This is a genomic window from Selenomonas ruminantium subsp. ruminantium ATCC 12561 (assembly GCF_000424065.1).
GTDB lineage: Bacteria > Bacillota > Negativicutes > Selenomonadales > Selenomonadaceae > Selenomonas_A > Selenomonas_A ruminantium.
This window is the reverse complement of the sequence record NZ_AUJE01000003.1, coordinates 1-12,400: the sequence shown is the minus strand read 5'-3', so window position 1 is coordinate 12,400 and position 12,400 is coordinate 1. Positions and strand designations below refer to the sequence as shown.

11 protein-coding genes are annotated in these 12,400 nt (G+C 49.9%); 10 read left to right on the top strand and 1 reads right to left on the bottom strand.

What is annotated here, in order from left to right:
• Nucleotides 1-30 precede the first annotated feature (30 nt).
• The 10 genes from G598_RS0101715 to G598_RS0101670 all read left to right on the top strand — a co-directional run bounded on the left by G598_RS0101715 (nt 31) and on the right by G598_RS0101670 (nt 12,031).
• Nucleotides 31-1,617: a recombinase family protein gene (locus G598_RS0101715; RefSeq protein ID WP_026765479.1), complete on the top strand. Its 1,587-nt coding sequence runs from the start codon at nt 31-33 to the stop codon at nt 1,615-1,617.
• Between the two features lie 272 nt (nt 1,618-1,889).
• On the top strand, nt 1,890-3,113 hold the full coding sequence (locus tag G598_RS0101710) for a D-alanyl-D-alanine carboxypeptidase family protein (protein WP_245582722.1): 1,224 nt from the start codon (nt 1,890-1,892) through the stop codon (nt 3,111-3,113).
• Complete coding sequence (locus G598_RS0101705) at nt 3,113-3,844, top strand: pseudouridine synthase (RefSeq protein ID WP_026765477.1); 732 nt, start codon at nt 3,113-3,115, stop codon at nt 3,842-3,844. The genes G598_RS0101710 and G598_RS0101705 overlap by 1 nt, the downstream gene beginning before the upstream one ends.
• Nucleotides 3,841-5,082 carry a BaiN/RdsA family NAD(P)/FAD-dependent oxidoreductase gene (locus G598_RS0101700; RefSeq protein ID WP_026765476.1) on the top strand — a complete coding sequence of 414 codons (1,242 nt, stop codon included), beginning with the start codon at nt 3,841-3,843 and terminating at the stop codon, nt 5,080-5,082. Before G598_RS0101705 ends, G598_RS0101700 begins: the two co-directional genes overlap by 4 nt.
• A gap of 34 nt (nt 5,083-5,116) precedes the next feature.
• Nucleotides 5,117-6,415 carry a 3-phosphoshikimate 1-carboxyvinyltransferase gene (gene aroA / locus G598_RS0101695; protein ID WP_026765475.1) on the top strand — a complete coding sequence of 433 codons (1,299 nt, stop codon included), beginning with the start codon at nt 5,117-5,119 and terminating at the stop codon, nt 6,413-6,415.
• Entirely contained in the window at nt 6,415-7,071 is a 657-nt protein-coding gene (gene cmk, locus G598_RS0101690; RefSeq protein WP_026765474.1) for a (d)CMP kinase, read from the top strand. Before aroA ends, cmk begins: the two co-directional genes overlap by 1 nt.
• A gap of 8 nt (nt 7,072-7,079) precedes the next feature.
• Entirely contained in the window at nt 7,080-7,679 is a 600-nt protein-coding gene (locus G598_RS0101685; RefSeq protein WP_026765473.1) for a lysophospholipid acyltransferase family protein, read from the top strand.
• Nucleotides 7,680-7,697: 18 nt separating this feature from the next.
• Nucleotides 7,698-8,336 carry an MBL fold metallo-hydrolase gene (locus tag G598_RS0101680; protein WP_026765472.1) on the top strand — a complete coding sequence of 213 codons (639 nt, stop codon included), beginning with the start codon at nt 7,698-7,700 and terminating at the stop codon, nt 8,334-8,336.
• Nucleotides 8,337-8,485: 149 nt separating this feature from the next.
• Entirely contained in the window at nt 8,486-9,874 is a 1,389-nt protein-coding gene (locus tag G598_RS0101675; protein WP_026765471.1) for a hypothetical protein, read from the top strand.
• Nucleotides 9,875-9,886: 12 nt separating this feature from the next.
• Nucleotides 9,887-12,031, top strand: coding sequence for a hydantoinase/oxoprolinase family protein (locus tag G598_RS0101670; protein ID WP_026765470.1), 2,145 nt, complete (start codon nt 9,887-9,889; stop codon nt 12,029-12,031).
• 112 nt (nt 12,032-12,143) lie between these two features.
• On the opposite strand, the gene G598_RS0101665 is transcribed toward G598_RS0101670, so the two are convergent.
• Nucleotides 12,144-12,400 (bottom strand): IS3 family transposase (locus G598_RS0101665; protein ID WP_026765469.1); only part of this gene is annotated, 257 nt, incomplete at its 5' end.

Here is a 12,400-nt window from a genome sequence, read left to right as displayed (position 1 = left end):
ATCGCGTATGGAACGAGGAGGATGAGTATTGTGGCAAGAAAGATAACGACTATTCCAGCAACTATTAATAAATTTACGGCTGCACCTATTGCCAGCAATGTAAAGCGGAAAGTAGCGGGATATGCTCGTGTCAGTACGGATACGGATGACCAGATATCCAGCTACGCCGCACAGGTCGATTACTATACGAAATACATCAAAGAACGAAAAGATTGGGATTTTGTTGGCATATATACCGATGAAGGTGTGACAGGAACTTCAACGAAAAAGCGTGAAGGATTCACACGTATGATAAAAGATGCTTTAGCAGGAAAAATACAACTTATCATCACAAAATCGGTGTCCAGATTTGCCAGAAATACAGTAGACTGCCTTACAACAATAAGAAAACTAAAAGCTGCCGGAGTTGAGTGCTACTTCGAAAAAGAGGGGATCTGGACACTGGATTCGGCTGGCGAACTTCTCATAACGGTGCTCTCATCAATCAGCCAGGAAGAAGCTCGGAGTATTTCGGAGAATACCACCTGGGGGCAGAGAAAAAGCTTCGCCGATGGCAAGGCGAGAGTTCCTTACAAGCGTTTCCTTGGATATGACCGGGGCGAAGATGGCAATCTGGTCATAAATCCTGAACAAGCAAAGGTAGTGAAGCTCATCTACAAACTTTTCCTTACTGGGTTGTCTTACTCAGCAATCGCCAAAAAACTGATGGAAAAGGGCATAAAATCACCAGCGGGCAAAGATAGATGGTATTCTAATACGGTGCAGAGCATTCTCACCAGCGAGAAAATGAAAGGGGACGCACTGCTGCAAAAGAAATTTACCGTGGATTTCCTGACCAAGAAAGTAAAAAAGAATGAAGGGGAGGTTCCGCAGTATTATGTGACGGGCAATCACGAAGCAATTATACCGCCAGCGACATTTGATTTGGTACAGGCTGAGATTGAACGACGCAAGAATGGCAGGGGAAAAGGCGGATATAGCGGGGCGACCATATTCTCCAATCGCATCAAGTGTGGTGAATGTGGTCATTGGTATGGTTCCAAGGTTTGGCACAGCAATGATAAATACAGGCGAGTGGTCTACCAGTGTAACAACAAGTTCGCAGGGGCAAAGAAATGCTCCACGCCACATCTGACGGAGAAGGAAATAAAAGAGGCTTTCGTCAAGGTGGTGAACAAATTACTAAAAGGCAAAACGGATATGCTGGAAAATATCCGTCTGGTACAGAAGCAGATATGTGACACGTCAGACCTTGAAGCTGAAAGTCAACGACTCATGGATGAGATGAATGCTCTATCGGATAGAGTGCAGAAATGCATCAGTGAAAATGCCCGCATAGCCCAAGACCAGACGGACTACCAGAAACGCTATGATGAACTGGTCAATCGTTACGAGACGACCAAAGCCAACTATGACAAGACAGAAAAATCCATCAAGGCCCGGCATGCTAAGGCAGAGCGGCTGGGGGCATTCGTCAAAGCATTGGCCACCCAAGGCGCATCAGTAACGGAGTTTGATGAAGGCTTGTGGGGAACGATTGTGGACTTCATGACCGTATACAGCAAGGAAGATATCAGCGTAACATTCAAGGATGGAACAGAAATTCATATAGGGTAACAGGCGGCACGGGCAAAGTCCCGTGCCAATTTTCTTGTATTCCTTTCTTATTTTATGGTAGAATGGTTATTATGTGAGTTCATTGGCGTCTCAATTAAGATAAGGTGCGGGTTGCATTGCGCACCGTAAAACTCGGAACCCAATCGTTACAAGGCTTCATGATACTCGCAAACGATGCAACCCCCTGAGGAATTTTGCAACCCCTTAAACGGTAAAAAACTAGGAAAAATGTGGTTGTATCAAATTTATTCAACTAATGGAGTGTATGTTTTTTGAGACGATCAATCGCCTGTAAAGCAGTTACAGCGTTCATGCTGGGGGCTGCTGGTTTTATGATAAATTTACCGCAGAGCTCGCCTGCTTTTGCCGAAGTGCAGGATAAGGTTTATGTACAGCCGGAGCGTCCGGATATTCCGGGGCTGGTAGTCAGTCCTGCCGACCCGTTGCAGAAGCTTACGGCGCGTTCTGCCATTGTGATGGATGCGGCAACCGGTCAGGTCCTCTATGAGCGGGATATTGATACCCGCAGATATCCGGCCAGTACCACGAAGATGATGACGCTGATTGTGGCCTTGGAGCATGGCAAACTGGACGATATCGTTACCGTCAGCAAGAATGCCGAAGGCGTGGAAGGTTCTACGCTTTGGCTGGTGCAGGGGGATAAGATTCCCCTGGGTGAACTGCTTGCCGGTATGATGATGCATTCCGGCAATGATGCCACTGTTGCGGTAGCCGAGCATATTGCTGGCAGCGTGCCGGCTTTTGTGGAAATGATGAATGAAAAAGCCACGGAAATCGGCGCGTATAATACGCATTTTGTCAATCCGAACGGTCTGCCGGATGAAAAGCATTATACCACGGCCTTTGATTTAGCCAAGATTGCGGCCTATGGTTACAGCCTGCCGCATTTTGAAGAAATCGTCAGCACGCAGGAAACCATTTATGACTGGGTGAAAGACCCGGCCAAGAAGCTACGCAATGAAAATCAGATGCTTTGGCTCTATCGTGGAGCTAATGGGGTCAAGACCGGTTATACGGAAGCGGCAGGCCGCTGTCTGGTATCGGCCGCCCGCCGCGATGGCATGCAGCTCGTAGCGGTTGTTTTGGACAGCTATTATATGTGGAATGATTCCATTGCCTTGCTTGACTATGGTTTTCATAGCGTTCAGCCCAAAACACTGGTAAAAAAAGGCGAAGTGGTGACTAAGGTGGATGTAGCCGACGGCCGCCATGACGAAGTGGAACTTATTGCCGCAGAATCCCTGGTCGTTGCCGAAAAGAACGGCGAAAGTGCTAAGGTGGAAAAAAAGGTAGAAGTCCCCAATGACGTTGCTGCTCCGATTAAGAAGGGTGATGTCATTGGCAAAGTCGTCTGCTACTATGACGGCAAACGTCAGGGCTCCATCAATCTGTTAGCCGCACAGGATGTAGAATATTATTCCTTCTGGGATAATCTATTGAATTATCTGCGTGATTTCTGGAAAGGACTGTTCTGATGGCAGAACGCTTGCAAAAAATTATTGCCCAGGCAGGGATTGCTTCCCGGCGGGCAGCAGAGGGACTTATTTTAGCGGGTCGGGTTACGGTTGACGGTCAGATTATCACAGAACTTGGCGGCAAATACGACAGTTCCCAGCATAAAATCTGTGTGGACGGCAAGCCGCTGACCTTTACCGAAACAAAAGTGTATTATCTGCTGAATAAACCCAAAGGCTACCTTTCCACCGCCAAAGATGAACGCGGTCGGCGTACGGTTTTGGACTTGCTGCCGGAAGTCAAAGAGCGGGTTTATCCGTTGGGCAGACTCGATAACAACACCGAAGGGCTGCTCCTTATCTCCAACGACGGGGATTTGATGAATGGTCTGCTGCATCCGCGCTACAAGGTCAATAAAACCTATGTGGCGCGCGTAGCAGGGATTCCCACAGAGAAGACCTTGGACAAATTGCGGCAGGGCATAAAACTGGAAGACGGCATGACCGCACCGGCTGTAGTGAAGGTGCTTGAAACAGCCGATAGTGAAGCCAAAGTAGAAATCACCATTCATGAAGGCCGCAACCGTCAGGTGCGTCGGATGTTTGCCGCCATTGGCTGTGATGTGCGGGCGCTGAAACGGGTAAAATTTGCCGGACTTACGCTGGCAGGGGTCAAGCGCGGTCATTATCGTCCGCTTACCGCTGAGGAAATAGCAGAACTCTATCATATAGCAGGAATAAAACAATCATGAAAACTATCTTTGTAATTGGTGCCGGACCTGCCGGCATGATGGCCGCCATCAAAGCCGCGGAAAACGGCGCCGATGTGACCATACTCGAAAAAATGAAACGCCCCGGCAAGAAGATGCTGATTACCGGCAAGGGGCGCTGTAATATCACCAATGCCGCTACAGTGCCGGAAATCATCAAGAATATCCATGGCAATGGCAAGTTCCTCAATAGCTCCATGCGCGCCTATGACAATGAAGATGTGATTTATTTCTTCGAGTCACAGGGCGTGCCGACCAAGGTGGAACGCGGCCAAAGGGTATTCCCGGTCAGCGACAAGGCTCAGGATGTCGTAGATGCCATGGTGCATAAGCTCCATGAACTGGGCGTCAAAATCGTTACAGAAAGCCCTGTGGCAGAAATTCTGGCACAGGATGACAAAATCAAGGCGGTCAAACTGCAAAGTGGTGCCAGCCTAAAGGCAGATGCCGTTATTCTCTGTACCGGTGGCGCCTCGTATCCCGGCACAGGTTCCACCGGTGACGGCTATAAGATGGCGCAGAAGCTGGGCCATACGCTGGTGGATATCCGCCCGTCGTTGGTTCCTCTGGAAACAGAGGAAGACTGGGTAAAATCCGTACAAGGGCTGTCCCTGCGCAATATCAAGGCAACACTGTTAGTCGATGGTGAGAAAAAAACGGATATGTTCGGGGAAATGATGTTCACACATTTCGGTGTGACCGGCCCCATTATCCTGTCTCTTAGCCGGGCAGCTACTGAGGCACTAGCCAATGATTCCTTTGTGGAATTGGAGCTGAACTTAAAACCCGCGTTAGCCGAAGATGTTTTGGACGCCCGTCTGCAGCGGGATTTTGCCAAATATCAGCGCAAACAGCTGGGCAATGCCATGGTGGACTTACTGCCGCACAAGCTCATTGAACCGGTACTCGATGCAGCTTTCCTCGAAATGGATAAGCCAGTGCATCAGATAACGGTGGAAGAACGCCATCGCCTGGGGCAGACTTTGCAGCATTTGCCGCTGACCATCACGAAAGCAAGACCGATTGCCGAAGCCATTGTGACGGCAGGCGGGATTTCCGTCAAGGAAATCAATCCCAAGACCATGGAGTCCAAACTCGTCAAAGGCTTGTACTTTGCCGGCGAAGTGGTGGATGTGGACGCTTATACTGGCGGCTACAATCTGCAGGCGGCGTTTTCCATGGGCGCGGCCGCTGGCAACTGGAGTGTGTGGAACGATTAATCATATATACCTATAAAACAAAGGGGTTGTCTGAATGGAAAAAATCCAGATTGAAAAAGCCCGTCAGGGCCTGCAAGGCGAAATCGTAATACCCGGTGACAAATCCATTTCCCATCGCAGTGTCATGTTCTCTGCGCTTGGGGATACGCCGGTACGCATCAAGAACTTCCTGCACGCACAGGACTGCATGTCTACCGCAGCCTGTATGGAGGCTCTTGGTGCCCAGGTGGAGTTTATCAGCGATACAGAGCTTATCGTCACGGGCAACGGCCTGCATGGCCTCAAAGAACCGGCAACGATTCTGGATGCGGGCAATTCCGGCACGACCTTACGCCTTTTGATGGGGATTTTGGCCGCCCAGCCCTTCCTGTCCACCTTCACAGGGGATGCTTCCCTGCACAAACGCCCCATGGGTCGGGTAATCAAGCCCCTGTCTAAAATGGGCGCACAGATTTATGGCCGCGAAAACAATGCCAAACTGCCCATCACCGTAGTACCTGCCAAAGAAAAACTCCACGGCATGCACTACGACAGTCCTGTGGCCAGTGCACAGGTAAAATCGGCCATTTTGCTGGCTGGCATGTTTGCCGAAGGCGAAACAACGGTCAATGAACCCTTTGTATCGCGTGACCATACGGAACAGATGCTTTCAGCTTTTGGCGTGCAGCTGAAGCGCAAGGGTACGGCCGTAACCATTCAGCCGGTCGAAAAATTCACTGCTCCGCAGGAAATCGAAGTTCCCGGCGATATCAGTTCTGCAGCTTACTGGCTTGTTGCCGGCAGCATCGTGCCCGGCAGCAAACTGCTCTTGAAGAACGTCGGTATTAATCCTACACGTACAGGAATTCTCGATGTGCTAAAAGACATGGGCGCAAAGATTACCCTGCAGAATGAACGCACAAGCGGCGGGGAAGCCGCAGCGGATATGCTCGTAGAATACAGTGAACTGCATGGTGTGTCCTTTGGTGCCGAAATCATGCCACGTCTGATTGATGAAATCCCCATTATTGCCGTAGCCGCACTTTGCGCCAAGGGGGATACCGTGATTACAGGCGCCGGCGAACTGCGAGTCAAGGAAACTGACCGCCTGATGGCCATTGCCAAGGAATTCAACAAACTCGCTCCCGGCGCAATTGAGGAAAAAGAGGACGGCCTGATTATCCACGGCAATGCGCAGATAAAAGAAGCCACGGCCTTTTCCTATGATGACCATCGCATTGCCATGTCACTCGCTATTTTGGGCACGGCAGGCAATGGCGTAGAGATTGAAAATCCCGAATGCGTCAATATATCTTATCCTGAATTTTATCAGACTTTGGAGGAAATACAGTAATGAAAAATTTAGTAGTAGCAATTGATGGACCTGCCGGAGCAGGCAAGAGCACCGTATCCCAGCTGGCAGCCAAGAAGCTTGGTTACACCTATATCGACACGGGTGCCATGTACCGTGCGGTGGCATGGAAAACGCTCCAGCAGCACAAAGAGGTTACGGATGAACTGATTCTGGACGTGGTTAAGGATATCGACGTTGACCTGCAGTATAAGGACGGCAAGACTACAGTTGCCGTAGACGGCACCGATGTGACGGGCGAAATCCGCACGCCGGAAGTCAGCGCCATTGTATCGCAGGTAGCTGCGCTTGGCCCTGTCCGCGAAAAGATGGTTGACCTGCAGCGCAAGATGGGCGAGCGGGGCAGCGTGCTGATGGACGGCCGCGATATTGCCACCAATGTCCTGCCTAATGCAGATGTCAAGATTTTCCTGACGGCCTCCATTGAAGAACGTGCCCGCCGCCGCCACAAGGAACTCACGGAAAAGGGCTACGAGATTGATATGGAGCAGATGAAAGCCGATATCGCTGCCCGCGATAAAGCCGACAGCGAACGGGAAATCTCGCCGCTGGTACAGGCTGCAGATGCTACGCTTCTCGATACCACGGGCCTATCCATTGATGAAGTAGTTGACCGTATCCTCGCTATGTGTCAGTGAGGTGCTCCATGTTATATAGTTTATTGCAGCTTATCTTCAGCATTTTCTTCAAACTCTTTTTCCGCGCAGAAATCTATGGCCGGGAAAATATGCCTAAAAACGGCGCTGTAATTCTGGCCGCCAACCACATGAGTAACTGGGACCCGCCGTTTGTGGCTACCTTCCTGCATCGTCCGGTCAGCTATATGGCCAAGGTTGAACTCTTTAAGAACCCCATCTTTGGCCGGGCAATCACCGCCTGCCATGCTTTTCCGGTAAAGCGTGGTGCCGCCGATAGAGGGGCCATCAAAGCAGCCTTGCAGGTACTCAAAGAAGGCCGCTGTCTGGGGCTGTTTCCCGAAGGAACCCGCAGCCGTACCGGCAAAATGGGCAAAGCGGAAGCCGGCGTGGGGCTGATTGCCGCCATGAGTGGTGCGCCTATCGTGCCTGCCGCGATTATCGGCACGGATAAGATTTTTGCCAATGGCGGACATTTTCCAAAACTCAAGGTTATCTATGGTGAACCCATGCAGTTCACTGGCGACCATAAGGATAAAGAGGCTCTGGCGGAATTTTCCCAGCAGGTAATGGATAAGATTGCCGCTATCAAGGCTGAGTATCAAGGTTAAACAAATGAGGTGATACGGATGATTTTGCAGGCAGTAGTAACGAAGTACATTCCCACCAATGCGTATTTCTATATCGACGATACGACTAAGCATGGTTTTCTGATTGACCCCGGCGCACAGGCGGATAAGCTCCAACAGATTGTTGAGGAGAAAGGCTTTGTTATTGAAAAGATTCTCCTGACACACGGCCATTTCGACCATATCGGTGCAGTAAGTGAGCTGCAAAAAGCCTGGAACGCAGAGGTATGTATGCACGAAAACGGCAAAGACTATGCCGGAAATCCTGACTGGAACTTGTCCAGTCAAATAGGGCAGGGGATTGTACTGGACAATGTTACCTATCTTCCCGATAATGCCATTATCACCTTAAATGCCAATCCTGCGCATAAACTTCAGCTTATCGCCGTTCCCGGCCATACTTCTGACGGCTGTACCTATTACAGCGAAAAGGACGGTGTGGCCTTTGTCGGTGACAGCGTCTTCTACGAAAGCTACGGACGCACCGATATGCCCGGTGGTGATGAAGAAACCTTGCTCAAAAGTATTGCCCAGCGCATAATGTGTTTGCCTGAATCAACCATTTTATTGCCCGGTCACGATGACCGCACAAGCGTAGAGCATGAACGTAAAATGCCCTGGTACACAGGGAGAATATAAACAATGCCATCTGATTGTCTATTGACCAGTCAGATGGCATTTTTATTATTGATACTGGCAGGATATTTTTCTTTTTAAGGCGAAATTGTGTATAAACGAATTGATTTATAAACAGGTTAATCCAAATTGTTTATACAGGGGGAAAATTTATGTCCGTTACTGGTATTTTACTGCTTGGTGGTTTCATTGTATTTGCAGCACTTATGGTAGCCCGAATCTTGCCGACTTTGTTGGCCCTGCCGCTTATGGCGGCATGGATTGCCTGGGTCGCAGGGCTTCCTTTTTTGACCTGGGCCAATGAAGTTTTACTGGGCGGGGCGCTAAGACTGTCTTCCGCCATTGCCCTGGTGGTATTTGGCGCGATGTTTGCCAGAGTCATTCAAAAGACGGGCATTTCAGCGGCCATTATCAAGAAAGCTGCTGAGATGGCTGGGGACCGTCCGATAGCCATTGCATTCCTTATGTTGGCAGCAACTGCATTTGTATTTACGGGAATGAGTGGTCTGGGCGCTGTGTTGATGGTCGGTTCTATCGTGCTGCCCATCATGACCAGCACAGGTATTTCGCCATTAGATGCAGCTGTTATTTTGCTGATGGGGATTAATCTTGGTCTGATGGCTAACATTGCCAGCTATGGTACCTATATTGGCATCTTTGGCAGCGAACCTGCATTGTATTATTATTTCCCCGGTGTAGCAATAGCGGCACTGGCGGCAATTATCTACATCCTGCGCAATATACCGCGGGGAACAGGTGAAGGAGGTTCCCTGCTCAATCTGCTGTTTAGCATAGTCAAAGGAATTGCCACAATTCCACTAAGCATCGTCCAAAGTATGGGAAAATTATTTGGCAGCCGACAAAACAGCCTGGTTCGCAAAAAGAGGGAATTGGCTCCAGCAGCGCTTATCGCTCCGGTACTGCCTTTGATTTTTATTGGCTGTGCCGGTATGGTCTTTGGCTTAGGCAGCCCCAAGAATGGTGCGATTGACCCGGTAGCTGCAGCTATTTTGGGATTTTTGCTGTCAGCTCTATATGCGGCTTTGACCACGCGCCCCGGACAAACTATTAATCTTTTGGCAGGTGCTTTTGTCGAGGGGATTCAGGATGTAGCCGGTGTGTTATTCCTCTTTATCGGCATTGGTATGTTGGTAACGGCCACAGCCCATCCCTTGGCGGCACCGGTTCTCAATCCGGTATTGACGTCGATTCTCCCGGAATCGCTGACGGGACTGCTCATCATTTTTGCCCTCTTTGCCCCAGCGGCGCTTTATCGCGGGCCGTTTAACATGTATGGCATGGGTGCCGGTATTGCGGCTATTCTTGTCGGTTTTGGTACTTTTCCACCGGAAGCGCTTTGCGGTATGTTTTTGGCTGTAGGCTTTGTTCAGGCAGTTGCTGACCCAACCAATTCCCATAATACCTGGATTGGTGGTTTTACCGAAGTGGATACAGCTGTAATCTTACGGCGCATTTTGCCCTATAGCTGGGGAATGTGCATTTTGATGCTGCTCTGTGTCGCCTTTACCCATTGCGTCTAAGGGGGAAGATATATGCGTCAAGTCAGGATTGGTATTGATGTAGGCGGCACGTTTACGGATGCGGTTGCCATCGATAATGAAACTTATGAAATCATCGCGCAGGAAAAGATTCCGACTACCCATAATGCCAAAGAAGGTGTGGCGGAGGGAATCATTACGATTCTACAGAATCTCCTGCAAAGAAATCATATTGCACCAGAAGAAGTCGTGTTTATTGCGCATGGAACAACCCAGGCTACCAATGCACTCTTAGAGGGCGATGTGGCGGTGACTGGTGTGCTGGCCATGGGCAGCGGTATGGAATCTGGCCGTGCTAAAGAGGCCAGCGATGTGGGCAATATATCCCTGGCTCCTGGGAAAGTGCTTTCTGCTATTCATGAATATGTAGAAACAGAAGATGCAGCTGCCTCGGCTGCTGAAATCCATGAAAAACTTACTGCCTTGAAACAGGCGGGGGCTGAGGTTATTGTTGCCACAGAATCCTTTGGCGTAGACGATGCGGACAACGAAAAATTCGTTATGAACATGGCCAAAGAAATGGGGCTTTATGCCACGGGCGGACACGAAGTATCGCAGCTCTATGGCCTGCGGGTAAGGACGCGGACGGCGGTAATCAACGGCAGCCTGATTCCCAAGATGATGGAAACGGCAGACATGACCGAAGCCTGCGTCAAGCGTTCCGGCATCCCCGCCTCGTTGATGATTATGCGCTGTGACGGCGGTGTTATGACGGTAGACGAAGTGCGCAGCCGTCCTATTCTCACCATGTTGTCCGGCTTAGCTGCCGGGGTAGCCGGAGTGCTCATGTATGAGCGCCTGTCCGATGGCATTTTTCTGGAGGCAGGAGGTACTTCCACAGATATTTCTGTCGTGAAAGATGGACGCGTCATGGTACGTTACGGTGAAGTAGGCGGTCATAAGACCTATCTCTCGTCATTAGATGTCCGCACGCTTGGTGTAGCCGGCGGCAGTATGATACGCGTGGAGAAGGGAAAGATTACCGATGTAGGCCCGCGCAGTGCCCATATTGCCGGACTGGCTTATGAGGTATTTTCCCCTGAACTTTCTGCCCCGCATTTGGAACTGGTGGCGCCAATGAAGGGCGATGCTGCGGTTTATGCGGCCGTGGTTAGCCAAGACGGCCAGCGTGTTTCCCTGACGCTGGCTGGTGCTGCTAATCTTTTAGGCAGTGTTCCCGAAAATGATTATGCCTGCACAAAAGAGGGGAAAGAAGCTGCAAGAGCCGCTTGGGGCGCACTCGGAAAGGTTATTGGCTGCAGTGCAGAGGAAGCAGCGCAAAAAGCCATGGATATTGCTGCCGAAAAGATATGGGAAATCGTCTCCCGGCTTATTCGTGAATATGAACTTTCGCCGCATGTACTTTGTTTAGCTGGCGGTGGTGGCAGTGGTGGTGTTATCGTTCCCTATTTGGGCAGGAAAAAAAATATCCGCTGGAAGATTGTCAAAAATGCCCCGATTATTTCCACTATTGGCGTCGCTATGGCTATGGTACGGGAAGTCGTAGAGCGTACAGTAGTGCAGCCGTCTGAGGAAGATATTCGCTCTATCCGCAGAGAGGCCCTGGAAAAAATTCTGCGTTCCGGTGCGCAGGAGTCCACCGTAGAAATTGCCATAGAAATTGACCGGCAGGCCAATATATTAAGAGCCTCAGCTATGGGCGCCACAGAACTACGCAAAAGCGATGGGGCGGCTAAGGCACTTTCAGCAACAGAACTTCGGGCCATAGCCGCTGAGTCTATGGCGCTCCCCCCCAAACAGGTTAAAGAAGCGGCTGCAACAGGAACCTGGCATATTTTTGATGGACAATATAAAAAACGGCTTTGGGGGATTATCCCCATTACCAAACATAAGGTGCGCGTTTTGAATCGAAACGGCGTCATTTGCTTGCAGCGGGAAGGCCTTGGCGCCATCGTCTGCACGAAAGCAGATTTACAGGCAGAGCTGACAGCACTTCTGGAAGATACTGTAGAATATGGAACGACTGGCGGCGAACTGCCGGGGCTTTTCGCTTATTATGGAGAAAAGCAGTTAAATTTAAGCGGTCTGGTCAGCCAGGAGCAGGTATTGGACCTCATGAAGATGGAAACCGAACTTTTGCCGGACGGGGAAAAAATAATTGTGCTGGCTGTACGCTGATAAAATCCTTCAACCAATAAAATCCCTAGGGCTGCCTGACCTGCTCCCCGTCAAGAGGACAATAAAAAAATATAAGATTTCTTTGGTCGACAGATTTGTCTGTCGGCCTTTTTTATGCGGCTAAATACAAGGTGTGTTTCTCTATTGGTGTTAAGATACCAAGGTTACGTTGCACACGCTTGTGGTTGTAATAATGAATGTATGCTTCAATCGAACGCATAAGTTCACACTTGCTGGTAAAACGTCTGCCGTAGTACATCTCCCGCTTAAGGATGCCCCAGAATCCTTCCATAGGCCCGTTGTCAATGCAGTGGGCTACGCGGGACATGCTTTGTGTCATTCCCTGTTTTTCCAGTTTGTGGTGGAAAT

Excerpts from the sequence above, each read along its gene's own strand:
- G598_RS0101705 (WP_026765477.1), top strand. The coding sequence starts at position 3,113 with ATGGCAGAACGCTTGCAAAAAATTATTGCCCAGGCAGGGATTGCTTCC.
- G598_RS0101700 (WP_026765476.1), top strand. The coding sequence starts at position 3,841 with ATGAAAACTATCTTTGTAATTGGTGCCGGACCTGCCGGCATGATGGCC.
- aroA (WP_026765475.1), top strand. The coding sequence starts at position 5,117 with ATGGAAAAAATCCAGATTGAAAAAGCCCGTCAGGGCCTGCAAGGCGAA.
- cmk (WP_026765474.1), top strand. The coding sequence starts at position 6,415 with ATGAAAAATTTAGTAGTAGCAATTGATGGACCTGCCGGAGCAGGCAAG.
- G598_RS0101685 (WP_026765473.1), top strand. The coding sequence starts at position 7,080 with ATGTTATATAGTTTATTGCAGCTTATCTTCAGCATTTTCTTCAAACTC.
- G598_RS0101680 (WP_026765472.1), top strand. The coding sequence starts at position 7,698 with ATGATTTTGCAGGCAGTAGTAACGAAGTACATTCCCACCAATGCGTAT.
- G598_RS0101675 (WP_026765471.1), top strand. The coding sequence starts at position 8,486 with ATGTCCGTTACTGGTATTTTACTGCTTGGTGGTTTCATTGTATTTGCA.
- G598_RS0101670 (WP_026765470.1), top strand. The coding sequence starts at position 9,887 with ATGCGTCAAGTCAGGATTGGTATTGATGTAGGCGGCACGTTTACGGAT.